General features: G+C 41.6%; 19 protein-coding genes and 4 pseudogenes. 6 read left to right on the top strand and 17 right to left on the bottom strand.

What is annotated here, in order from left to right; genetic code table 11:
- Nucleotides 1-22 precede the first annotated feature (22 nt).
- From FJR71_RS04550 to ccpA, 3 genes are all read right to left on the bottom strand, one after another.
- The gene (locus FJR71_RS04550) at nucleotides 23-1,345 is read right to left on the bottom strand and encodes a glycosyltransferase family 4 protein (RefSeq protein ID WP_125329073.1); all 1,323 of its coding nucleotides are present in this window, start codon (nucleotides 1,343-1,345) and stop codon (nucleotides 23-25) included.
- 1 nt (nucleotide 1,346) lies between these two features.
- A complete protein-coding gene (locus FJR71_RS04555; RefSeq protein WP_006597024.1) occupies nucleotides 1,347-2,345 on the bottom strand; it encodes an LTA glycolipid anchor biosynthesis glycosyltransferase, IagA/BgsA family in 999 nt (332 codons plus the stop codon).
- Nucleotides 2,346-2,440: 95 nt separating this feature from the next.
- Entirely contained in the window at nucleotides 2,441-3,445 is a 1,005-nt protein-coding gene (gene ccpA / locus FJR71_RS04560; protein ID WP_006595886.1) for a catabolite control protein A, read from the bottom strand.
- A 160-nt stretch (nucleotides 3,446-3,605) separates the two neighbouring features.
- Between ccpA and FJR71_RS04565 the strand changes: the two genes are divergently transcribed.
- On the top strand, nucleotides 3,606-4,688 hold the full coding sequence (locus tag FJR71_RS04565) for a M24 family metallopeptidase (protein WP_061564210.1): 1,083 nt from the start codon (nucleotides 3,606-3,608) through the stop codon (nucleotides 4,686-4,688).
- Nucleotides 4,689-4,781: 93 nt separating this feature from the next.
- Complete coding sequence (locus FJR71_RS04570) at nucleotides 4,782-5,051, top strand: cytochrome O ubiquinol oxidase (protein WP_231911649.1); 270 nt, start codon at nucleotides 4,782-4,784, stop codon at nucleotides 5,049-5,051.
- Nucleotides 5,052-5,146: 95 nt separating this feature from the next.
- On the opposite strand, the gene FJR71_RS04575 is transcribed toward FJR71_RS04570, so the two are convergent.
- The 4 genes from FJR71_RS04575 to FJR71_RS04590 form a co-directional block, all read right to left on the bottom strand.
- Complete coding sequence (locus FJR71_RS04575) at nucleotides 5,147-5,596, bottom strand: Rrf2 family transcriptional regulator (protein WP_125329075.1); 450 nt, start codon at nucleotides 5,594-5,596, stop codon at nucleotides 5,147-5,149.
- 143 nt (nucleotides 5,597-5,739) lie between these two features.
- Nucleotides 5,740-6,582: a metallophosphoesterase family protein gene (locus FJR71_RS04580; RefSeq protein WP_140814223.1), complete on the bottom strand. Its 843-nt coding sequence runs from the start codon at nucleotides 6,580-6,582 to the stop codon at nucleotides 5,740-5,742.
- Between the two features lie 68 nt (nucleotides 6,583-6,650).
- Complete coding sequence (locus FJR71_RS04585) at nucleotides 6,651-9,368, bottom strand: FtsX-like permease family protein (protein WP_140814224.1); 2,718 nt, start codon at nucleotides 9,366-9,368, stop codon at nucleotides 6,651-6,653.
- Between the two features lie 11 nt (nucleotides 9,369-9,379).
- Complete coding sequence (locus FJR71_RS04590; protein ID WP_140814225.1) at nucleotides 9,380-10,081, bottom strand: ABC transporter ATP-binding protein; 702 nt, start codon at nucleotides 10,079-10,081, stop codon at nucleotides 9,380-9,382.
- A gap of 544 nt (nucleotides 10,082-10,625) precedes the next feature.
- Here FJR71_RS04590 and FJR71_RS04595 point away from each other — a divergent pair.
- Together FJR71_RS04595 and nt5e are read left to right on the top strand one after the other, a co-directional pair.
- The gene (locus FJR71_RS04595) at nucleotides 10,626-11,186 is read left to right on the top strand and encodes a TetR/AcrR family transcriptional regulator (protein WP_048789594.1); all 561 of its coding nucleotides are present in this window, start codon (nucleotides 10,626-10,628) and stop codon (nucleotides 11,184-11,186) included.
- A 165-nt stretch (nucleotides 11,187-11,351) separates the two neighbouring features.
- Complete coding sequence (gene nt5e, locus FJR71_RS04600) at nucleotides 11,352-13,520, top strand: cell surface ecto-5'-nucleotidase Nt5e (protein WP_140814226.1); 2,169 nt, start codon at nucleotides 11,352-11,354, stop codon at nucleotides 13,518-13,520.
- An 81-nt stretch (nucleotides 13,521-13,601) separates the two neighbouring features.
- Here the strand turns inward: nt5e and FJR71_RS10205 are convergent.
- Nucleotides 13,602-14,156 (bottom strand): annotated as a pseudogene (locus tag FJR71_RS10205) (transposase); the annotation flags it as partial.
- Nucleotides 14,145-14,251 (bottom strand): annotated as a pseudogene (locus FJR71_RS10110) (IS30 family transposase); the annotation flags it as partial. The pseudogenes FJR71_RS10205 and FJR71_RS10110, both read right to left, overlap by 12 nt.
- A 293-nt stretch (nucleotides 14,252-14,544) precedes the next feature.
- On the opposite strand from FJR71_RS10110, the gene FJR71_RS04610 reads away from it, so the two are divergent.
- Nucleotides 14,545-14,850: a rhodanese-like domain-containing protein gene (locus tag FJR71_RS04610; protein ID WP_048689571.1), complete on the top strand. Its 306-nt coding sequence runs from the start codon at nucleotides 14,545-14,547 to the stop codon at nucleotides 14,848-14,850.
- Between the two features lie 94 nt (nucleotides 14,851-14,944).
- Here the strand turns inward: FJR71_RS04610 and FJR71_RS04615 are convergent, their stop codons facing one another.
- The gene (locus FJR71_RS04615; protein ID WP_048689573.1) at nucleotides 14,945-15,202 is read right to left on the bottom strand and encodes a metal-sensitive transcriptional regulator; all 258 of its coding nucleotides are present in this window, start codon (nucleotides 15,200-15,202) and stop codon (nucleotides 14,945-14,947) included.
- Nucleotides 15,203-15,288: 86 nt separating this feature from the next.
- Nucleotides 15,289-15,894 (bottom strand): annotated as a pseudogene (locus FJR71_RS04620) (VOC family protein); the annotation flags it as partial.
- Between FJR71_RS04620 and FJR71_RS10210 the strand changes: the two are divergent.
- Nucleotides 15,894-16,400: pseudogene (locus tag FJR71_RS10210) on the top strand (transposase); the annotation flags it as partial. The pseudogenes FJR71_RS04620 and FJR71_RS10210 sit on opposite strands and share 1 nt — an antisense overlap.
- A 99-nt stretch (nucleotides 16,401-16,499) precedes the next feature.
- On the opposite strand, the gene FJR71_RS04630 reads toward FJR71_RS10210, so the two are convergent.
- From FJR71_RS04630 to FJR71_RS04655, 6 genes are all read right to left on the bottom strand, one after another.
- Nucleotides 16,500-17,330, bottom strand: a complete 831-nt coding sequence (locus FJR71_RS04630; protein WP_140814227.1) for a PrsW family glutamic-type intramembrane protease — start codon at nucleotides 17,328-17,330, stop codon at nucleotides 16,500-16,502.
- Nucleotides 17,323-18,984, bottom strand: a complete 1,662-nt coding sequence (locus tag FJR71_RS04635) for a C69 family dipeptidase (RefSeq protein ID WP_048689579.1) — start codon at nucleotides 18,982-18,984, stop codon at nucleotides 17,323-17,325. Before FJR71_RS04635 ends, FJR71_RS04630 begins: the two co-directional genes overlap by 8 nt.
- A gap of 212 nt (nucleotides 18,985-19,196) precedes the next feature.
- On the bottom strand, nucleotides 19,197-19,892 hold the full coding sequence (locus FJR71_RS04640; protein WP_048689583.1) for an LrgB family protein: 696 nt from the start codon (nucleotides 19,890-19,892) through the stop codon (nucleotides 19,197-19,199).
- Nucleotides 19,892-20,263, bottom strand: a complete 372-nt coding sequence (locus tag FJR71_RS04645; protein ID WP_061564218.1) for a CidA/LrgA family protein — start codon at nucleotides 20,261-20,263, stop codon at nucleotides 19,892-19,894. Before FJR71_RS04645 ends, FJR71_RS04640 begins: the two co-directional genes overlap by 1 nt.
- A gap of 135 nt (nucleotides 20,264-20,398) precedes the next feature.
- The gene (gene tehB / locus FJR71_RS04650; RefSeq protein ID WP_048689588.1) at nucleotides 20,399-21,259 is read right to left on the bottom strand and encodes an SAM-dependent methyltransferase TehB; all 861 of its coding nucleotides are present in this window, start codon (nucleotides 21,257-21,259) and stop codon (nucleotides 20,399-20,401) included.
- 159 nt (nucleotides 21,260-21,418) lie between these two features.
- Nucleotides 21,419-23,164: a C69 family dipeptidase gene (locus FJR71_RS04655; RefSeq protein ID WP_140814228.1), complete on the bottom strand. Its 1,746-nt coding sequence runs from the start codon at nucleotides 23,162-23,164 to the stop codon at nucleotides 21,419-21,421.
- Nucleotides 23,165-23,168: the final 4 nt, after the last annotated feature.

Below are 23,168 nucleotides of genomic sequence, written 5' to 3' on the forward strand. Positions count from 1 at the left end.
CCCCTAGCTTTTGAGATGAACTCTAATCCAATAGCTTGGTAATGTTGCGTATCTTTTTCACCTGTTTAAAGGAGCCCTTCATGATTCTCACAGACCCATTCACAGGCATAGCGATAACCTTTTGCGGAATTTTCACAATAGACTTGGTCACCCGTTTGGTACGGCTTTCCTCAGGATGACGTTCATTGTAAAAATCTTTCGATATAATAGCGTCTAGATAGAACTCATAGACCCTGCGACCAAAATTTGTCGAAGAAATTTCATAAAGCTTCTCCTCCCACTTAGCCTCATCCTTCTCTGGTGTGGCTAAGGTCGCTTCTAAAATAGCTGCTGCCAAATCTTCTTCCTGGTCATACAAGATTCCGAACATCCGATCATTGATCACATTATCTAAGTAAGGATTACTCTGAGCAATTAGGGGTGTCCCACTAGCGATACTCTCTAAATAGGTCAAGCCTTGCGTCTCACTAGTCGAAGCTGAAATGAAGAAATCTGCTGCTTTATAGTACAGAGCTGTTTCGTTTGGTGGAATCATCCCTGTGAAGACGACCGTATCTGATACACCAAGCTTGGCCGCTTGTTTTTTTAAATCATCCAGATAAGGCCCATCTCCAGCCACAATCAATTTAATATGCGTATTTTCTTCTAGCACTTTAGGCAAAGCCGCAATAACGGCTTGGATATTTTTCTCGTAAGAAACCCGTGACAAGCTCAAGAGCATAATTTCACCCTTTTGAATCCCTAATTTTTCACGAAGGGCTTGCGTCTCCACTTGTGTGATTTCAGGTCGTTCAAACTTCGCCAGCTCGATTCCTGTTGGAATAATCCGCTTTTCAGCCTTGACCTTGTATTTCAGCAAGAGATCATAGACAATCTCACTCGGACAGATGACCCCATCCAAGTCATTCATATAACCACGAACAATGTATTTGACCATACTTGGTCGGATAACCATCCCCTTGGCAATATAACGCACATAATCTTCATACTGGGTATGATAGGTATGAATTACTGGAATCCGAAGCTCCTTAGCAATCCAAACCCCGAGTAGTCCTAAAGAAAACTCCGTCTGTGTATGGATCATATCCAGTTTGTATTGTTTGGCAATGGCCAAAGCCTTGGTAAAGCCGCGATAAGCAATCCGCCGATCCTTAAAAGCAAAGAAAGGGATACTTGGAATGCGGATAATTTGCCAGTCTTCATAGCGGTTGACATCCTTATCCGTCGTCGTAAAGATAAAAACAGTATGTCCCAACTTCTCCAATTCTGTTTTCAGGGTTCGAATACTGGTCGCAACCCCCGATACCTGTGGAAAATAAGTATCTGTAAATAATCCAATACGCATATTACATCTCCAATACTTGCTGATAGGCTTTCACTAGTTGATCCGCTACCAAATCAATTGAGCGACTTTGAGCTACTCGATCCCCTGCATCGCGCTTGTCCACTTGACCAGACAAGACTTTTTCAAGAGAGTCCACAAACTCATCCACTGAATGACACAATTCTGCTGACTCTTGGTCCACCCAACCATGATAAACTGGAATATCCCGGAGAACGACATGCTGGTGACCCGCTAAGGCCTCTAGGACAACAATTCCTTCCGTTTCCTCGTAAGACGGGAAGAAGAAGGCATCCGCACCTGTCATGGCCCCTTGGAATACAGCTCCCTTAAAATAGCCAGGGAATTCAACATTGCTCGGATGATCTTTCTCGACCAGACGACGAATAGCCCGAGGAATCAACCATTTATTAATCGATCCCAACCAAATAAAGCGGACATCTGGCATCCGACGAGCCACTTCTACAAAGTCTTCAATCCCTTTTCGTCTAAAGTATAGACCCGCACATAAAACGACCTTCTCTCCTTCTTGGATATTAAAGTGCTTCCGAAAAACCTCTTCTTTTTTGGGATCTTTTTTATATTTAGACAAATCAATCCCATTGGAAACAGCGACAATTGGAGTCTTGACCCCGTAAGACTGAATCAGCTGTTTCGAATACTCTGAAGGGGTTATAATAAAATCGGCTTTTTTATACATATGAGCCAAGTATTTGCCAAATAAGGGAGCAAATAAATTGGACCCGATAAATGAATTTTGGAAATCTTCCCGTGTGGAATGTCCATGCATAATGACCTTTTTCCCCCGACGTTTGGCAGCATGCAATAGCAACAAACTCCGAGGACCATAGGTATTAATATGAACGACATCGTAGTCCCCTAAAATATCTGTGGTGTAGGGGATTCCAGCCAAATCCAAGGCATGCATCTGGTGTTGGAGGGCACGACCGATCCCCGATTTTTGTAAAACGGATTTTCCTTCTAAATACAGTAATACTTTCATACCCTCTATTATACCTAATTTAGCAGGCCCCTTCAAGTTTTACCGGAGATTCATACTGAGACAAGAAAAAAGGAAGCCTTGGCTTCCTTTTGTTTTTACTTCTTCGTAGTCCCACGATGATTGATGGTATGGGCAAGAAGAACTTCTCTTTCTTCCAATTCTTCCTTATGCATAATTTTTGTCAGCATCCGCATACTGATAGCCCCCAAATCATAAAGTGGTTGGCCTACAGTTGAAAGATTTGGACGAGTGTAGCGTGTAATTTGTGAATCATCACTGGTAATCAACTCAAAATCTTCCGGTACGTTCACACCTTGATCAGCTAGACCATTAAGCAAACCTGCTGCCAATTCATCCCCAGTTACAAAGGCTGCTGTCGCTTTAGATGCAATGATGCGTTCAGCCAAGTTATAGCCTTCTTCATAGCGGTACTTAGACTCAAAAACCAAGCCTTCACTGTAAGACAATTTTTTTGCTTTCAAAGCATCTTTGTAGCCAGCCAAGCGAATCTTACCGTTGATATCATCTACTAATGGTCCACTTACAAAAGCAATCTTTTTATTTCGTTTAGCCAATAGTGTAACCGCGTCTACTGTCGCTTGCTTGTAATCAATATTGACACTTGGCAATTGATGTTCGACATCAACTGTCCCAGCAAGGACCACCGGTGTCCGAGAACGAGAGAATTCTGAACGAATCTTTTCTGTCAAGTGATAACCCATGAAGATAATCCCATCGACCTGTTTTGAGAAAAGAGTATTGACAACAGAAACTTCTTTATCATCGTCTTCATCGCTGTTGGCAAGGACGATGTTGTACTTATACATTTCAGCAATGTCATCGATCCCCTTTGCCAGAGTAGAGAAATAACTATTGGTAATATTTGGAATCACAACACCTACGGTTGTGGTTTTCTTACTCGCAAGTCCACGAGCTACTGCATTCGGACGATAGTCCAAACGTTCAATGACTTCCAATACTTTTTTACGAGTATTTTCCTTAACGTTCTTATTTCCGTTCACGACACGGCTAACAGTCGCCATTGAGACACCCGCCTCTCGGGCAACGTCGTAAATGGTTACAGTATCGTCTGTATTCATAATACTTCCTTTCTTTATTGAAAATTTCGTTTTCAGTCTTCTATAACAACTATTCTATCACTTATTGTAAACACTTTCAAGCATTTTAACATCTTTTTGCAAACTCTTGATTTTTTAGGGAAAATCTGACAAAATATTATCAATAGAAAGAAGGTAGCTTATGTCTAAATTAGATCAAATTGTAGCATTTCTTGAAACTGAAAAAACAGAGGTTGCTGTTGTATCCGATCCTGTCACTATCAATTACCTAACTGGATTTTACAGTGATCCCCATGAACGTCAGCTCTTCTTGTTCGTCTATCCAGACCACGAACCGCTTCTTTTTGTCCCTGCTCTTGAGGTAGAACGGGCGACTGCAGTTGTGGATTTCCAAGTGGTAGGGTATGTGGATTCTGAAAACCCTTGGGAAAAAATCAAAGGGGCTAGCGCTAATCCAGAAGCCAAAAAGGTCGCTTTGGAATTTGATAATTTGATTTTGACCAAGTACCATGGGCTTCGTTCAGTCTTTGAACAAGCAACATTTACCAATCTCAGCCCTCGAATTAACCGCATGCGCTTGATCAAATCTGCTGATGAGATCCAAAAAATGTTGGTTGCCGGTCAATATGCGGATAAGGCTGTCAATATGGGATTTGACGCCATCTCTCTGGATAAAACCGAGACTGATATCGTCGCAGAAATTGACTTTGGCATCAAACGCTTGGGCTATGAAATGAGCTTTGAAACTATGGTCTTGACTGGTAACAATGCAGCCAACCCTCACGGCATTCCTGGAAGCAACAAAATTGAAAAAGATGCTCTTCTTCTCTTCGACTTGGGCTGTATGGTGAATGGCTATGCTTCAGATATGACGCGAACAGTCGCTGTTGGAAAACCAGATGATTTCAAAAAAGAAATCTACCACTTGACTTTAGAAGCTCAACAGGCTGCCCTAGATATGATCAAACCAGGTGTAACAGCACATGACGTAGACCGTGCTGCCCGGAGCGTTATTGAAAAAGCAGGATACGGCGAATACTTCAACCACCGCCTCGGACACGGTATCGGAATGGATGTGCATGAATTCCCTTCTATCATGGAAGGAAATGACATGGTCATCGAAGAAGGCATGTGCTTCTCAGTCGAACCAGGCATCTACATTCCTGGAAAAGTCGGGGTTCGAATTGAAGACTGTGGCTATGTGACAAAAGATGGCTTTGGCCTCTTTACCGAAACCAGCAAAGACTTGCTCTATTTTGATTAAGATAGGAAATAAGGAAATTATTTAATTATTGTTTGGCTTGGTAAAGGCTTGCTCGTTCCCCATGGTCTTATGATTGGAGGAGCTTTGGCGAATATGATTTATTCCTTCCTGCATCTTAATGTAAATAAGAGTACAGATAGTATCATCTTAGGATGTATGTTGGGGATTCTTGCTGCAGCAGTCAATTATTTGCTAACAAAAAAATTTGTTTCCGATCAGGTTCGGTATATGATTGATGAGGAAACAGGGCAACGCATTGCTTTGCGCGATCGTTCTTCCTTTATGTTCATTCCTAATCGTTACTGGACATGGATTTATGCAATTGGATTTATTCTAGTTAGTGTCTTATTTATTAAAAAATAAAAATTAGATAAACTTTAAATCATTTCATTCAACAAAAAAGGCCTTTCAGTATATACTGAAAGGCCTTTTTACATCACGTTTCTTACAAACTCAAATCAAGAAACGGTTGCTAGCTCCATTTGTTTCTTGGTTTGCTCCACCACTTCTTTGAGGCTGGTCTGAGACATTTCCTTTTCCATAGCTAACTGAATCTCTTCCAGCCTCCCATCTAGGACGCCATGGATGCTATTTCCAATCGGACAAGCTGGATTTGGATGCTCGTGGAAGCCAAATAATTGACCAGTCCTCCCAAGGCATTCAACCGCCTGGTAGATATCTAACAAACTTATGTCTTCCAATTCTTTGGCCATCTCGGCCCCACCTGTTCCACGCGCCACATGGATCATGCCTGCCTTTTTTAATTGAGACAAGGTTTTCCGAATAATGACCGGGTTCACCCCAACACTGCCAGCAATCATATCACTGGTCACCTTGGTGCAATCTCCTTTTAAAGCAATCATGACTAATACATGGGTTCCAATGGTAAAACGACTTGAAATTTGCATGGATACTCCTCTCTTCCATCTAGATAGGGATGTCTTAAACTGGATCTAAAACCATCAGTAACTAGATACATTTACTCTTCAGACGTTAAAGTTCTTTCTTTTAGTCTATTATACCCTTATTTGTTGTAATGTCAACTGTTACACTAATTGAAAAAGTCTCTCAACCATGCGTCTACTTCTACATTGTGTCCCTCTCGCTGGGCTATTTCATGTAGAAGCTCATGATTATGAGTATGGTGGACCCCATTGACTAAACTTTCATAGTAAACTTGGAAGTAAGGGAGTTTCAGATCCTTAGCGAGTTGGAGTTCTTTCTCAATGTCATAGGACACCCGCCGAAAGTCAACATCTTTCAAACCCGATTCATCAAACTCTAGAATAGCATACATGGCCCGTAGATCCTTTCGAAGATTGGCTTGCAAAAAGAAGGGTTGGCCGATAGACCCCGGATTCAAGATGAGCTCTCCACCACTTCCATATCGGAAAAATTGTTGGTGGATATGACCATAGACTGCTATATCACAAGGGGGATTGGTTACGAGGCGATCAAAATCTTTCTGGTCTCCTATATGAATTAATTCGCGTCCCCAGTTTTTGTCTGGCAGATGATGGGTGATGCCCAATCTTAAGCCCGAGACTTTCCGATGCACTTGCATGGGCAGACTTTGCATGGCCTCTATTTCTTCTGGACGAATTTCTTCTAAGATATACTGACAATGGCGCATCAAATAGCGGTGACTAGCCCTTGATGGATCCAGCATCCCCTTCATCGCTCGCCACAAGCTATCTTCCCAATTTCCTAAAATCTGTACGGTGATGGGCAATTCTTCAAGTAGGTTCAAAAGATGTCGTCTACCAGTCCCCGGCATAAGGACATCCCCTAATAACCAGTATTCTTCTACACCTGCCCGCTTGGCATCTTCAAGCACAGCCTCTAAAGCAGTTGTATTCCCATGTATATCCGAAAGCAAAGCAATTTTTGTCATGTCTCTTCTCCTTCTTTCATTATACCAAAGCTCTAAAAAACTTCCACCCTAGGGTAGAAGTTTCTTTTTTATTCAACAGATTTCAAAGCCTCCAGCATGTCTACCTTGCGAAGATGATGATTAACCAAGATTCCTAAGCTAGCTAGGATCAGAATGACGCCAGCGATAGGATAAAGATAGACACCAAGGGCCACCCGCGGATAAAAGAGAATGGCATCTGGGGCAATCATGGCGATCAAAAAGCGATGGAGATAAAAACCTCCTAGTAAACCCAATCCTATCCCTACAAGAGACAAGAGGATGGTTTCTCGATAAATATAAAGGGTAACTTCTTGATGATGAAAACCTAATACCTTAATGGTGGATAACTCACGGATTCGTTCTGCCACATTGATATTGGTCAAATTATACAAAATAACCATCGCTAGCAAAATAGATACCAGAACTAAAATCATCATGGTCTTATTCAATGATTGGGCTACAGAACTGAAGAGAGAAATCAAGGAAGTATTTTGCGTAACAGCAAGCACCGCCCCTTCTTCCATCATGTCCCGACTGACCTTCTGGACGAACTGCTGATAAGAAGACTGTAATCGGACCAAATAGGCATTCATCTTAGCACTTTTTCCATAGGTTTTCTGATAGGTCGCTTGATTCATATAGACAAAATGGCCTACATAATTTTCGGTAATCGCAGCCACCCTAATCGTATGGCCATCTATCCGCAATTCATCCCCAACGCCCACCTTGGCCAGCTGCGCTAATTTACTGGTAATCACCGCCCCATTGGATAGGTCGAGTCTTCCCTCTTCTGAGCGGAGATTGATAAAGGGTTCCAAGCTGTCTTTAGAGGACACCATTAAGGTCATGCTTTGTTTTCCACGTCCGGAAGGATAAGAAGCCTCCACTTGTTTGGTAAAGATGGCTTCTGTCTCTTTAATATCTGCTTGCTTCAAGCGCTTCTTCAAGGATTCTTCCTCTTCGTCTGTCAGACTGGATTTTGTTGAGAGAATCATATCATACTTGAGGATTTCCCCAAACTGGCGTTGGGGCACACCACCGACTGAGGATTGAATACCCAGACCCGCAAAGAGAAGAGCAACCGAACCAGCAACACCAAAAATGGTCATCACCATCCGCTGTTTGTAGCGAAAAATATTTCTAGCGGTCACCTTTTGGGTGAAACTCAGACGTTTCCACAAAAACGGAAGGCGTTCGAGCAAAATACTGGATCCGGAAACTGGCGGTTTTGGAAGGAGGAGGTGACTGGCTTCTTCCTTCAACTCTCTCTTAGCGACTAGATAAGCTGGAAAGACGCTAGAAAGAAGGGAGAGCCCCAAGGCTAATAAGCTATAGGACCCATAAAAAAACTGTTTACTAGTTCCTACGACCATCCCCTGCGTAATAATTTGCGAAATGGTTCCAGATAAAACATAATGACCGAGAAGAGTTCCGATGCCTGTCCCAACTGTTCCAGCAACCAAGCCATACAAGAGGAACTTTGCCAAGATATCTTTTGTTCGATAGCCCAAGGCTTTGAACAAGCCCGCATGGCTCCGTTCTTCGTCAACAAAACGAGTCATGGTCGTAAACGTGACCATGGCAGCGACTGCGTAGAGTACCACAGGAAATAGATTGCCTACGGCGGAGATACTGGCACTGGCATTACTATACATGAGGTAACCCTGGCCACCTGGAATGGTTTTTCGATCATAGACATGATAGTTTGGTTGCTCTAGATTTTTCAGATCTTCCTTGGCCTTTTCCAGGTCCTTCTGTTTAGTTGCTAGTTCCGATTCACCTGTCTGAATGTTGACCAATTGCTGATCTAGTTGCTTTTGAGCTTTTGCCAACTCGAGTCGCCTTGTTTCTAGTTCTTCCTTGGGCAAGAGTGTAGACAGTTGATTCAGTTTATTGGATTGCTCCGTCAATTGTGTCTGTGCTTGACCTGCCTTTTCGCGTGCGTCTGCTAACTGTTTGTTGGCAGCATTAAGTTCTTCTTGCCCTTTTTGGATCTTTTGTTTCCCATCAGCCTGTAGCTTTCGATAGCGCTCCTGACCATTTCCAGCTAAGAGTTCTTCCAGGTCCTTTTGATGGGAGGCAAGACGATCTTGATAGCTGGTTGAGAATGGATTGAACCCCCTCAAATCATCAAACCGAATCCGAGCAAGGCTATAAACAGGACTAGTAAAGGCTTCTTTTGAGAGGACACCATAGGCATCCAAGGAACCACTCCCACTCGTAGCTTGGCCCAAGTCTTTTTCGGACCACATCTCAGCAGACTTTACAAAGCCAACAATTCGATAGTTTTTTGTCTTTAAAACAGATGGACTTCCAGCTTTTTCATGTATCCTTAGCTGATCCCCAATCTGGTAACGATCTTTCCAAAACGCTGCTAGAGCGACCTCATCTTCCTTCTGCGGAAGCCGTCCTGAAGTCAGCAGAAAGCGTGAGATGGTTTCTGGATTGGAAAAAAGTCGAACAGCTTCGTCCTTTCCGTCAAGCGTCACATCTGTCAGGTAGGAAAATTCCAAGCTGGCCCCCGTCAATCCTTGTAGCTCTTCTTGGTCAGTCTTATCCAAACCAAGATCTCCCATGACAGCGAGGTCCAGCATCTCTTGTTGGTCTATAAAGCGCTGGGCAGTCCGATGCATATTTGGGGTCGTTACTTTTAAACCGACCAGGGCTAAGGTACCCAGCATCATCAGCGTTAAAATGGACAAAAAGCGCCCTTTGGAACTGGTAAAGGAATGACATAGATCTTTCCAATATACTTTTTGCTTCATGAACAACCTCCCTAATACTCTAGGCTATCAATATCTAGTGGAGTGTTATGGATGGTCACCGATTTTACTTGGGCATCATGCATCTGAATGACACGATCGGCTATTGGCGCTAAAGAAGCATTATGAGTGACGATAATCACTGTTGCCCCTTTTTTACGAGACATGTCCTGAAGAATCTTTAAAACCTGTTTACCGGTTTGGTAGTCTAAAGCCCCTGTTGGTTCATCACAAAGGAGAATCTTAGGATTCTTCGCCACTGCGCGCGCAATGGCTACCCGTTGTTGTTCCCCACCAGATAGCTGGGCTGGGAAGTTGTTCAAACGCTCACCCAATCCAACCTCTCTCAAGACTTGTTCAGGGTCTAAGGCATCAGAAACAATTTCAGAAGCCAGCTCAACATTTTCCTTGGCTGTTAAATTAGGGATGAGATTATAAAACTGGAAGACAAAACCAACATCATTTCTGCGATAATCCGTTCGTTGGTGCGAGGAGAAGCTTGAGATGGCTTTCCCATCCACTAGTACCTCCCCTTCATCATTGGTATCCATACCTCCCAAAATATTGAGAACTGTTGATTTTCCTGCGCCTGATGCCCCCAAAATAATGACCAATTCGCCTTTATCAATTTCAAAAGTAACATCTTTATTGGCAATGATGTCAGTTTCTCCTGACGGATAGCGTTTATAACTATGTTTCATTTCAATATAAGCCATATCTTTTCTCCCACTTAAACACAAGTTCCTATCTTTATTATAGTCCTTTTTTACCGGAAGACCAAGAACAATCAATCCCTTAAAACTACTAAAAAACAAGAAATTTGTGAGGGATGCATTTCCTCTATTTTATGAATAAAGCCATCCAAGAAACTAATACTTTTCTATGCAAAAATAGACAAGGAAAAAGCTTGGTCTTATCTAGTTCCCGATATAGAAATCTCCAAGCATCATCTGCCCTCCTCTCCTTAGTTTGTGATATAATAACAAATAAGTATGAATGATTATTTGCGTTTAAATAACTGATATTTCAAGTTTTTCTTTCATTTTTATATAATAGCCCCTTTGAAAGTAGATCTGGGAAAAAATTTTATAATCCTTCCAAAATGGCTTTCACAGTATAAGAATAAGACCTGATTTTAAGCTATTTAGACTTATAGAATGATACTAAAATTTTATTCTGTTGATGAATAAATTTGATTTCTGTATAATATGATGATTAGTGAACAACATTTATACCAAACTACATGATAAAGGAGGAACTATGACCCGAAAAAAGAGAAAAACGAATTCTAAAAATGCTATCCGAAGCGCCCTATCACGCCTGCTTCTTGAACAGTCACTTGAAAGCCTTACAATTAGCCAACTAACAAAGGAAGCCGGCATTAATCGAGGTACCTTTTACCTTCATTATGTAGACAAACAAGATATGTTCAACCAGCTAAAATCTGAACTTTTAGGCGAGTTGGGAGAACTTTTCGCTACAAGCACCGTCAATCGAGCAAATTTTCTTGCCTCACTTCAATATATTCAAGATAATTATGACTTTATCTATGCCTTGATGCAGATGGATTACCAAGAATTTCATTTTCTAATGAAAAATTTCACCCTGCAACTTCTTGACGATACTCCACACGCCAAAGACCACTTGGTTAATAAATTCCAAGTTCCTTATAAGTATGCTGTTGAGATTTTTGCAGCTACGATTGAAGCCGTAATCACAAAATGGTTGTCAACTGGTGCAAAAGAAGAGCCGATCGAAATCGCGACAGTCGTATTAAGTGTGACTGACTTTACCACTTGGAACCAACCCATAACAGAATAAGAAAATGAGAAAACGAAAGTTTTCTTTTTTTATGGATAAGAGCAACTAGCTGGAACCTCAACGCTCTCACAAGATTATTTGCCCAACTATCAGAAAACGTTTTCCTTTTCTTTCCTTTTTAGCTATAATATTTAGTATGCAATAAAATAGAAATGAGGACCGTTTATGAAAAAGAAGAAACTTCTTTTGCCGATCTTATTGCTTGCTCCTGCCTTCCTAGCTTCTCAGGTAGCTGCAGATGAGCAAACAGCTACAGAAACTAACCTTGAAGCAGCTGCTACTTCCACAAATGCTACAGATGCTGCTACTCCTGCTTCAACAGAAGCTAATACAGCTACTTCAGAAGGTGCTACAGAGAGTTCAGCTGACTTACCTGAAGCAAATATCCTTCATACCAACGATGTTCATGGTCGGATCGTCGAAGAAAAGGGTGTGATTGGTGATGCTAAATTAGCCGCAGTCATCGATGAAGAACGTGCGAAAAATCCATCTACTTTGGTCGTAGATGCTGGAGATGCCTTCCAAGGACTACCGATTTCAAATAGTTCTAAAGGTGAAGAACGAGCTAAAATTTTGAACGAAATTGGCTACGATGCCATGGCAGTCGGAAACCATGAGTTCGATTTTGGTCTGGATGAAGCTAAAAAGTACAAAGAAATCTTAAATTTCCCACTTCTCAGCTCCAACACCTACATCAACGGTGCTCGCTTATTTGAGGCTTCCACCATCGTCGATAAAGATAAGAATGTCGTTGGGGATGAGTTTGTCGTCATCGGGGTGACAACGCCTGAAACAGCCACTAAAACTCACCCTAAGAATGTCCAAGGTGTTACCTTTACAGATCCTATTTCAGAAGTAAACAAGGTCATTGATGAGATTGAAGCACGCGCGACTGCTGAAGGCAAGACTTACAAAAACTATGTTGTCCTTGCTCACTTGGGAGTAGATACTACTACACCAATCAAATGGCGAGGATCTACCTTAGCTGAAGAACTTTCTAAAAACTCAAAACTGAAAGGAAAACGTGTCACCGTTATTGATGGGCATTCCCATACTGTTCAATCAACTACATACGGAGAAAACGTGACCTATAACCAAACTGGTAGCTACCTGAACAATATCGGTAAAATCACCTACCAGGCTAACCAATTGCTTGGAAACCCTCAACAAATTTCAGCAGCTTCAACAAAAAATGTCGTGCCAAATGCCAAAGTAGCTGCCATGGTCCAAAAGATCAAGGAACAATACGATGCTGAGAATGCAAAAATCGTTCGTGACAATAGTCCGGTAGAACTAAACGGTCAACGGGAAAATGTCCGTGTCCGTGAAACCAACCTAGGAAATGTCGTGGCAGATGCCCTCTACGAATATGGTCAAACTGGTTTTAGCCATAAGACAGACCTTGCTGTAACCAACGGTGGTGGCTTACGCGAAACCATCGCTAAAGACAAGCCAATCACCAAAGGAAGCGTCATTGCTGTTCTTCCATTTGGGAATACCATCTCTCAAATTAAAGTAACTGGTCAGGATATTGCTGATATGTTTGCTAAATCTCTTGGATCCATTTTACAAGAAAAAGATGGCAAAACCGTTCTTGACGAAAACGGTCAACCCCTTCTTGAACCAAGCGGTGGCTTCCTCCAAGTCTCTGGAGCAAAAGTTTATTACGATACAACCCTACCAGCTGAAAAACGCGTCCTCTATATCGAAATTAAAAACCCAGAAACTGGTCAATATGAACCGCTCAACCTTGCTAAAGATTATTACTTGACTACTAATGACTTCTTAGCAGCAGGTGGGGATGGCTACACCATGTTAGGTGGAGCTCGTGAGGAAGGTCCTTCCATGGACGTTGCCTTTGCAGATTACCTTGCTAAGGCAGATCTCACAGCCTATGCAACCATCAATCCAAATTCTCGTACCATTTCTATTTCTGCTAGCAAAGATACAGATGGAGATGGTGTGGCAGATATTGAGGAAATCAAACAAGGAACAGATCCTGCTAATCCTAAGTCCTACCCAGGAAGCAATAACCAACCAGTTATCCCATCTACCGGTAAAATGGATCAAACATATATTCCAGCTCTAGTTGGTACGAATTCTCCTAATCAACTAGCTAGCCAAACAAAGAATACTTTTACATCTGCTAAGGACGATACACAGATCAAGGCCAACAACCATCACCTGTCCTTCACCTCAGCAAAAACATTTAAACCAGCAGCTGCTACTCTACCAGAAACAGGAACTTCCGACTCTCCTGCTATCTACATGCTCGCTCTGTTGACATCCGTCTTAGCCTTCTTTGGTCTAAAGAAAAAAGAAGAAAACGAATAGTCACTGTAAAAAATAGTCTGGGACAACATTGTTCTCAGCCACAAAAAAGCTAGAGATTTCCAATTATGGACCTCTAGCTTTTTAATTTTGAGTAGTTTTCTTATTGTATTTGAGGAGATTATTGGCCATGAGTACTAATCCCATGTCATTTATTACCTGACGCTTGGATTTCTTTTACTTTTAAGAGCTGATACCTCTCATTCACATAGAGCCCCTTTTATGGAGCCAAGTCAGCTTGTTCTGCCTTATAAACCATATTTTCCTGTCTAAAACCTGTTGTGCTATGCCTATGTTTGAGGTGATCAAACTGGTATACCCAACTCTCTGGATGGGTGTAGGTATCAGTTGTTTCATCGTAAGTCCAATTATCCAGATTCATATCAGATTCTTTGTATTTTTCTTCTGTTCCTTGTCAAAAAGACTATATTTAATAAAATGCTCAATACCCATCCTATCTAAGGTAAGAAGAATCTCCACGCTACCGTATCCCGCATCGGCGACAGCTCTTTTTAACTCATGTGTATAGGTTTCTAAAAATGGCAACAGCGTTCTGGTATCTGTTGGATTTTGATAGATGTCATCGTGAAGGACGAACTGATTTTCAGTAGCGATTTGTAGGTTGTAAGCAGGTTTGAGTCCTACGCTTAAATAAGCTTCAATTTCCCTCGTTCAGCTTCAGATAAGTACTTGTAGGATTGATTTGTGGTAGGATAATTAGCAGACATGTTCATCTTCCTTTATACTGTTTTTCGAAACTCTAGTATATCAGATGAACATGTATTTTGTGTTGCACTTCATTTTACAACAGAGCATGTGGTCTGTTTTCAGAAAAGGTAATTTTCTAGACAAGTAGTTGTTGAATAAATAAGACAGGTTCTATTCATTAACCTATCAACCAACTCTTTAGTTTGTAAGTTGGCATCTTGTATACTGAAAAAGAAACAATACTAATCAATTCAACTTACTTGACAAAAGCGTTGCTTAGTGGTTTAATATACCCCATAAGGGTATATCGGAGGTGCCTATGTTTCACTTATTTACAAAAATTGATAGTATTTCTACCAGCGAATTAGAAGCTAAACTCAAGGAACCAATTCAGCTACTGGATGTGCGGACGCCTACGGAATTCCGTAGAGGCCATATCAAAAACGCCAAGAATGTTCCTCTAACCGAAATCGGAGCTTACACACCTGCGACAAATGAAACACTTTATGTCATTTGTCATTCCGGTGTTCGAAGCAAGATGGCTGCTAAAAAGCTCAAGAAAAAAGGCTATGATGTTATCAACGTCCGAGGTGGTATGAGCGCTTGGCCTGGTGATGTTGAATAAATAAAAATCAAAAAGAGCAATTGGTCTAATTTCAAGAAAACCAACTGCTCTTTTAATCATTTGTTCACTATTTAAGAGAAACGTATGTTTTTTATTACTTGCGTTTAATCAAGTATTTAACCGCCTTTTCCAATCTTTCCTTCTGTGCTTGAGGATCCTCTAAAGGGTCGTTAATACAAGTTGTTAAATTCTCCGTTATCATCAGTTCAATAATACGATCAACACTGGACCGCACTGCTGTTAATTGAGTAATGATATCAATACAATCACGCTCTTCCTCCATCATTTTTTGAATACCTCGCAATTGACCTTCTGAGCGTTTGAGGCGTGTAATGTACTTTGATCTTGTCATATCTTTATCCTAAAACGATTTTTCTACATTATATCTCTAATACAGTCCTTTGTCAAAAGGAGCATTTATCTTAAAGACAAAGACTTCTAGTTCTCCACTCTGACTCTCGTTATAATTCCATCTTTATCTGTAATGGAGAATTCAGAAAGAGAAATCCAGTGGGTTCTAGCCTTGTTTCTCTGAGCTTGCGTAAGCAAATTGACCAAAAACTCTTTATTCTCAACTTCAACCAAATAGTAGGCAAGACCTACCATTCCATTCTCACGAGGAGCTAAGTTTTTACCACCCCATTCATTTACTGCTAGATGATGGTGATAATTCCCTGATGCTATCCAACTGACATGTGGAATCGTGAATTTATCCTCAAGACCTAGAGACTCTTGATAAAATGCATATGCCTCTCGGCTATTTTTAACAGATAGGTAAACATGGCCCATGCGAGTGCCTTCTGCGATCACAAAAGGATCAAGTTCTTTGCCTAATTCATAGATTTCTTGCGCAGACAGCTCTTCTGTGATTCCAGTAATTCGACCATCCTCACGAATATCCCACTCGTTCACAGGCTTGTCTCTGTTGAGTTCAATGCCATTGCTCTCTAAATCTTCTAGATAGACAGCTTCACTATAGCCATGATCAGCTCCGCCAACTAGTGGAACCTTTAGGTCTAACAAGCGTTTAAAAATATTTGCCAGATCTTATCAACTTGGATAGGATGGGTATTGAGCATTTGATTAAATATAGTCTTTTTGACAAGGAACAGAAGAAAAAACACAAAGAATCTGATAGGAATTTGGATAATTGGACTTACGATGAAACAACAGATACCTACACCCATCCAGAGAGTTGGGTATAGCAGTTTGATCACCTCAAACACAACCATACCACAACAGATTTTAGACAGGAAATTAGGGTTTATAAGGCAGAACAAGCTGACTTGGCTTCACAAAAGGGGCTCTATGTGAATGAGAGGTATCAGCTCCTAAAAGTAAAAGAAAGCCAAGCGCTTTTATCTGTCGAAGGCAGTCACATCTTTGCCCAACGCAAGGTTAATGTGGAACCTGTCTTTGGGCAGACAAAGGCTTGTTTGGGTTACAAGAGATGTAATCTAAGAGGCAAATGACAGGTTAAAATTGACATGGGATTGGTTCTCATGGCCAATAACCTCCTCAAATACAATAAGAGAATGACTCAAAATTAAAAAGCTAGAGTTCCACAATTGGAAATCTCTAGCTTTTTTGTGACTGAGAACAATGTTGTCCCAGACTATTTTTTATTTCCTGACTACCAAATCCATCTCTTACTGTTTCTTTAAAAGGTTTAGATTCGGATTTTTATGAGTAAAGAGCACGACCTCAATAAAGGTTCCCACTTGGAAGGCAAAGAGCAAGCCTACCAAAATATTGACCCGATGGTCTGTTTCATAGAATGGGGAATTCCATAAGAAGTGATTGGTCACCGTGGAAACTACACACCAGAGACCAAAGAGCTTTTCTTTTTGCTTGGTGCACTGAGACAGGATGAGAAAGGCTCCAACAGATACAACAGCTGTGTAGACTGCATGAGATGCTAAACCACCAGAAATGCGGTTCACTGCCTCTGTTACTGCTGAGAGGTCTCCAGTTCGCGTTTGACGCGCCACATAACCTAGATCTTCAATGATTTGGAAACCAAGACCAGATCCAAAGCCGGCAATTAAAATCGATTTCAAATCCTTACGACCCAAAATCAAGAGGATCCAGAAGGCCACCAGAGCTTTGAAAAATTCTTCAGAAAAAGGTGCTGTCAAAGCATCTGTCCATTTATTAAAGGTACTAACATCCTGAATGAGATGACTATTGAAATGGTCAATGAGGCTGTTCCCTGAAAAACTGAGCCAGCCAGCAACAAAAGCACCACCAAACATGGTCGCCCACAAAACAAGAAGAGGAACCTCAAATCTTTTTGCAAGTCGCTTAATAAAGAGATAAAGAGGAACGACAATCACCGCTAAAACGAGCAGATTTAATACCAAATCTCTTCCTGCTACTTGTTTAAATTCTTGTTGAGAGAGAGAGCCTAGCTCAAACTCCATCCCAATCCCTGCTAAGACCAAAAATAGGAAGAGCAATATTCGTTGAAACTTATTCATCCTTCTTACCTCCCTTTGCTTTCTTTGATTTAATGAAGAAAATTCCTACTCCTATCACTGTCACAAGGGCTAAGCCAATCGTGATGACGAAGTCATAATCAAATGGTACCAAATTGATTTCTTCTTCTTGGTTTGCATCTTCTTCATCTGTTAAATCGTCAATAGCACCTTGTCCATATTGAGCAATCACCTTTTCTTCTGCTTCTTGACGAATTTCTTGCAGACGATCGAAGGTCTTTTGAGCTCGAGTCATGCTCGTTTCTGTCGCTTTTAGGCTCGCCTGCTCTGGCTGCGAAGCGAGGGCAATTTGTTCTTGGTCACTGATTTCTTGCTCAGCCATCCATTGAGATTCTAGGCGTTCCATTTCAGTACGGATGGCTCCATCTCCGAACAAATCAGGATATTTGGCAACTAAATCATTAATGCGAGACATGGTCCAATACCAAGATTGGGGATTATAGGCTGTCCCTAATTCTTGATAGGCTTGGTAGGTATTGGTGATATTGCCATAGTAAGGCAGGTAAGGAGCATTTCGTGGGCTTCCCATCGCTAACCACATAGTTCCCCCACCAGCACTATCAGGAACATTGTCCTTTAATTGGAAAATATGGGCTTCCATGACATTCGGGTTCGAAATCGGGTATTTATAGACTTCATCAAACTTCCCTTTTTCTGGAATCCCTTTTCCATCTAACTCCATTTGATCTTGTGGTTTGAAGTCTGTTCCTTCTAACCGATTGCGTTGGAGATTCATCGCATCACGTAGCGTCAATTTCCGATCCGTTGTATGCATCAAGTCAAAATACTCGTCATCGTAGTTCACATCTGCATCTGGATCCAGTGACTTAATACCAGACCAAACACGAGAACGATCTGCCTCATGCAAAGGTGGATTGTAGGATTGAGACACATGGAACTGGCCATCGATTTCTTTATAGGTTCCTGCATCACGGGCGACTTTTTCAACATCCTTCGAGGCAATAGTCCGTTCCTTATCTGAAAAATCAACATGTCCTAAGAAGAAGGTATTTGGAAAGACTGCATAGCGATCTTCTGGGAAGAGAATCGCTACATATTGGTGACCAGAAAGGATCTCCATGTACCAGATACCTTCCTTGTCCGCGATCGTCACAATATTTCCTTCTGCTGCCCCTTTTTCTTCCACAATTTTCGCAATGAGCTCGACTCCTTCACGAGCCGTTTTGACACTTGGAAGAACGACAGTGGTGAGGGCAGACTCAGCCAAGCCGTCCTCTACATAAGGATCGACCTTTTTAATGTTGTCATTTGCTGAAGCTGAGACGGTCGCCGAGATGGACACACCATGCTCATTAAAACCAGCTTCATCAAATACACCCTGTTCTGGTGTAACATCTGGGACAGCTGTATATTTATAACTTACTTCTGGGAGCTCATACTTAAAGCCATTGGTGGCATCTTCAAAGACCTCCCCTTTCTTGTTATAAGTTCGTTCTCTGACCACAAAGTTCTTATTGTGGTTTGGTTCTAAGTCCTCCGTACGTCCGTACAAAGCATTCCCATCTGCTGTTAACTTTTTACCGATGATAAAACCTGTACAGGCCTCTACCGGTTGGGCAAAGAGGAAGAGAGCAGTGATCAAGCCCAAGGCTGATCGAGCATAACGTTTCTTCATATTGAACTCCTTTAACTAGATATTAACCGTATAACCTCTTTTAGTATACCTTTTGAACCAAAGTTTGGCAAGCGCTTACAACGACTGTAATCAATTAGTAATCTATCTGAAAATTGTTTGACCTTCAAATTATTAAACAACCTTCTCTATCTAACTGTATACAAAAAAGCTCGGAACTTCTTCCAAGCTTTTTCTGAATACTCTCTACCTTTTTAGGAAAGAATCAGGCTCGCGACAAGGGGACTTATAAAGACGTAGAAAACGCCAGTTATCCCAATTGCTAAGCCACCCATAGCTCCGGCTACTTGACCATACTGAAAGGCTGTACCAGTCCCCACCGCATGACCTGTACCCCCAAGGGCCAAACCAATGGCAACAGGATCCTCTACTTTTAGGAACTTAAGAATCGTTGGTCCTAGGACACTTGTCAGGATACCTGTCGCTACAACGACAACTAGGGTAATGGTAGTTATTCCCTGCATTTTTTCAGAAATCCCCACTGCCATGGCTGTTGTCACAGACTTAGGAAAGAGGGAAATAGCTAGAAAGTACTTCATCCCAAAAAGCTTAGCCAAGACAGCTGTAAAAAGCGTGTTGACTACTACTGCTAGAAAACTACTAAGAAGAATACTCTTGGCATGGTGCTTCATCAAATGGAAACTCTTATACAAGGGAATTCCCAGGACAACCGTTGAGGGCACAATCAAATTACTGAGGTAGGTCCCGCCAATATTATAGGCCTTATAGGAAATCCCTGTCAGCTTTAAGAAACCAATGATCAAGACCGTTGCAACTAAGAGGGGGGTCGTGATGGGATGGGGAAAACGACGAAAAATCATCATCCCAATCAGATAGGCAAAGACTGATAAAGAAATCCCAAAGAGAGGATTTGACCACAAACTTTCCATTATTTTTTCCCTCCTTCATAATCCCCCTCATACCTTGTCTTGATAAAACCGACAACTAAGGCAATAAGGGTTACATTGATGATGATAGCCCCTAAAATAATCAATACGATGGGCAATAAATAAGGCTGGATAACATCAAACTTATCCATAATCCCAACCGCTGGAGGTAAAAATAAAATCGTCATATTGGCTAAGAGAAAAGATCCGACCAGATTCACATGGCGGATACGAAGCCATTTCAACTGCAAGCAAAGAAATAAAATCAGTAGACCGATAATACTTCCTGGAATTGGCAAATGAAAGAGGGTCGATATCCCTTCCCCAATCAAAGAGATGGTAAAGATAATCATCAGTTGAACATATAGTTTCACGCGCTTCTCCTCAAAATTCTTGAAAGATACACTAACAGTCTACTCCTTTTCTGTAAAAAATCAAGTATTTTCAGAAAGTTTTCAGATATAAAAAGACAAGGACGACTGCAAGGGTGTCCTTGTCTAGAGAGCTATTTATATTTTCTTGGCTAGCATGGTCGCAAAGCGTAAGGCAATTCGATTGCCATTTTCATCACGTCGGTGCAGATGCCCTGGATTTTCATTGTATTTAACGAGTTCCCAATCTTTGTAGTAGTCTGCTAGCTCGCCTTCCTTAAAAGTAAAGGAGAAAGGAACCTGGCAAGGATAGTCCTCTGTATCCATGGCACAAACGATCAAGTTATAGCCACCTGGATTGGTCTGGTCTTGCATATTTCGAATAATCGCCGGAATGCGATCCGCTTGCAAGAACATGAGGACAACCGTTGAAACAATCAAGTCATAACTTTGTTTTAGGTTCGCTGAGTTGATATCATAGAGTCCCACAGTCATTTCCAAATCTTCTTGCTCTACAATACTTTGTAGGATCTCTAGGGCCAATTCATTTTGATCGACTGCTGTCACTTCAAAGCCATGTTGGGCTAAAAAGAGAGCGTTTCGTCCTTGTCCACACCCCAAATCCAAGGCCTTGCCTGGAGAAAGGGACTCCATGGCTTCTAGCACTTCTGAATGGACGGGATTGCTATTATATTTTTTGGGAAAATAATCTTTGGGTTCACAGTAGAATTCCAAAAACCATTCCACATCATCTGTAAGGGCCTCTACGCGGTGCCAAGCTTGAGGTTGTGCCATCGGGTTATCCGCACCTGCCTCAAACACATGGCTGGCTACTTCTTCCCCATCTTCCGTCAGCTCAACAAACTTGAGTTTTCCTTTGAGAACGGTAATCTTTCCCCAAGTACCTACTTTGGTATTGTGTTTTCTTTGGACTGCTTCAGGCATGGTATCCTTGGTCCACAAAGGCATCCGTTTATAAGCAATTAATTTTTCAGGCATCCGTTTCTTCTCCTTCTTTCTATCTATCCCTATCATACAAAAATTGCATGCAAATAACAATAAAAAGAGTGGAATTACAAGCTTCTTTTGTGAAGACTTCTATTCCACTCTCATAGAATCCAGTTGAGGCAGGATGCTGATTTAGCAGTCTCAGTCTACTTATTCTTCATTTTCATTCTTTTTTGATTTTTTAAAGTAGAAACCTGCCAAGCCAAATCCTGCAATAGCCAAAACTCCTAAGACGGCAGATAAACTGCTGTTTGAATCACTTGCCTTGCTAGATGATTGACTAGAAGCTGTTTCTTCCTTCTTTTCTGTCTCTTTCGATGCATCTTTTTTAGCTTGAGCTGCTGCGACCAGATTGGCCTTGTTATAGCCATCATAAACAAAGTCTGCTTCCAAACCTTTTTCTGTACGAATCTTATCTTCCATCTCACTTTCAACTTGCTTGATTTGTTTGAAGATAGTTTCCGCACGTTTAAGTGAGTCACTTGTTACTTCGTCTGCAGTAGCTTTCGCTTGGTCATCAGTGAGTCCACTGTATTTTTGATCCAAAGCTGCTTGTTCTTTGATCCAGCCTTTTTCCAATTCTTTCCACTTCTCTTGGATGCTATTACCAAATAGATCTGGGTATTTCATGACCATTTGGTCAATATGCCAAACAGCCCAATACCAAGAAGTTGGATCATATTTGGCAGAGCGAACTTTGAATGGTGCGTAGGTATCGTTGACAATACCATAGAATGGCACATAAGGCGTGTTCCGGCTTTGAGCGAGACCTAACCAAACAACACCACCAAATGGTGTTGGCAAGTCCTTCTTAATTTGGTATACGTGGGCGTTAATGACGTTTTCATTTCCCAAAGCATATTTGTATTTATTGGTATCGACTTCTTTACCTGGTTCCACTAAGTCATCTGGTGTGTATTGTTTGAGGTGTTCGAACCGGTTCCGTTGTTCAGCGAAAACATCTTCTAGACTATACTTTTTAGAAGGATCCGTTGGTTTGTGCAAGAGGTCAAAGTGCTTATCATCATATTTGATGTCCGCTTTAGGATCCATCAAGGTAATCCCTGCATAGGTCCGTGAGCGGTTGCGTTCGGTATATTCATCTGGACCATATGAGTCTGCAATATGGAAGTTACCATCTTTATCAGTCTTGTAGTGGTCTGCCTTTTTAGCAACTGCTTCCACATCTTTTGAAGCAATGACATTGTCCTTGTCCTTGAAATCCACATGTCCTAGATAGTAGGTATTGGCAAAGATGGCATAGCGGTCTTGAGGGAATTTAATGGCTACATATTGGTGACCAGAGAGGATTTCCATGTACCAGAGTTCATCTTTATCTGCTACGACAATGATGTTTCCTTCGGCAGATCCTTTTTCATCAAGTACCTTGGCAACCAACTCAATTCCTTCACGAGCTGTTTTGGCACGTGGGAGAACCAAGTCTACCATAGCAGCTTCAGCCAAGCCATTTTTCACAAGTGGATCTGCTTCCAAAATCTTATCGTGTGGGGTTGCAGATACGGTAGAAGTCATGGAAACGCCCGCTTCGTTAAAGCCGTGTGCTCCGAAATTCCCGTTGGAACCATCTCCATGGGCTGCATCATAAGTTGCGGTATATTTCATTTCATGACTCAAGTGGGGATAAGCAAAGCCGTTGGATTCGTCCTCCAACATATCCCCATCCTTATAGTCTTTGGCAGGTACCACTTCGTAAGTTTTATTGTGGCGACCACCATCGGGAGCATAAGGATAGTCTTCAGTCCGCCCAAAGAGCATGGAACCATCTGTCGTGAGTTCCTTCCCAACAATGAAGGCTGAGCAGGCCTGCGCAACTTGAACTGGAATCAAGGCAAAGGCCATCAAAGCAATCATCAGTTTGACCAGTAGTTTTCTCATAGTC

Origin of the sequence: Streptococcus xiaochunlingii, assembly GCF_006385805.1 — a bacterium.
In the GTDB taxonomy this organism is placed as follows: Bacteria; Bacillota; Bacilli; order Lactobacillales; family Streptococcaceae; genus Streptococcus; species Streptococcus xiaochunlingii.

Excerpts from the sequence above, each read along its gene's own strand:
- FJR71_RS04585 (WP_140814224.1), bottom strand. The coding sequence starts at position 9,368 with ATGAAGCAAAAAGTATATTGGAAAGATCTATGTCATTCCTTTACCAGT.
- FJR71_RS04610 (WP_048689571.1), top strand. The coding sequence starts at position 14,545 with ATGTTTCACTTATTTACAAAAATTGATAGTATTTCTACCAGCGAATTA.
- FJR71_RS04630 (WP_140814227.1), bottom strand. The coding sequence starts at position 17,330 with ATGAATAAGTTTCAACGAATATTGCTCTTCCTATTTTTGGTCTTAGCA.
- FJR71_RS04655 (WP_140814228.1), bottom strand. The coding sequence starts at position 23,164 with ATGAGAAAACTACTGGTCAAACTGATGATTGCTTTGATGGCCTTTGCC.
- FJR71_RS04615 (WP_048689573.1), bottom strand. The coding sequence starts at position 15,202 with ATGACAAGATCAAAGTACATTACACGCCTCAAACGCTCAGAAGGTCAA.
- FJR71_RS04555 (WP_006597024.1), bottom strand. The coding sequence starts at position 2,345 with ATGAAAGTATTACTGTATTTAGAAGGAAAATCCGTTTTACAAAAATCG.
- FJR71_RS04590 (WP_140814225.1), bottom strand. The coding sequence starts at position 10,081 with ATGGCTTATATTGAAATGAAACATAGTTATAAACGCTATCCGTCAGGA.
- FJR71_RS04580 (WP_140814223.1), bottom strand. The coding sequence starts at position 6,582 with ATGACAAAAATTGCTTTGCTTTCGGATATACATGGGAATACAACTGCT.
- tehB (WP_048689588.1), bottom strand. The coding sequence starts at position 21,259 with ATGCCTGAAAAATTAATTGCTTATAAACGGATGCCTTTGTGGACCAAG.
- ccpA (WP_006595886.1), bottom strand. The coding sequence starts at position 3,445 with ATGAATACAGACGATACTGTAACCATTTACGACGTTGCCCGAGAGGCG.
- FJR71_RS04570 (WP_231911649.1), top strand. The coding sequence starts at position 4,782 with ATGATTTATTCCTTCCTGCATCTTAATGTAAATAAGAGTACAGATAGT.
- FJR71_RS04635 (WP_048689579.1), bottom strand. The coding sequence starts at position 18,984 with ATGAAGAAACGTTATGCTCGATCAGCCTTGGGCTTGATCACTGCTCTC.
- FJR71_RS04595 (WP_048789594.1), top strand. The coding sequence starts at position 10,626 with ATGACCCGAAAAAAGAGAAAAACGAATTCTAAAAATGCTATCCGAAGC.
- FJR71_RS04550 (WP_125329073.1), bottom strand. The coding sequence starts at position 1,345 with ATGCGTATTGGATTATTTACAGATACTTATTTTCCACAGGTATCGGGG.
- FJR71_RS04565 (WP_061564210.1), top strand. The coding sequence starts at position 3,606 with ATGTCTAAATTAGATCAAATTGTAGCATTTCTTGAAACTGAAAAAACA.
- nt5e (WP_140814226.1), top strand. The coding sequence starts at position 11,352 with ATGAAAAAGAAGAAACTTCTTTTGCCGATCTTATTGCTTGCTCCTGCC.
- FJR71_RS04640 (WP_048689583.1), bottom strand. The coding sequence starts at position 19,892 with ATGGAAAGTTTGTGGTCAAATCCTCTCTTTGGGATTTCTTTATCAGTC.
- FJR71_RS04575 (WP_125329075.1), bottom strand. The coding sequence starts at position 5,596 with ATGCAAATTTCAAGTCGTTTTACCATTGGAACCCATGTATTAGTCATG.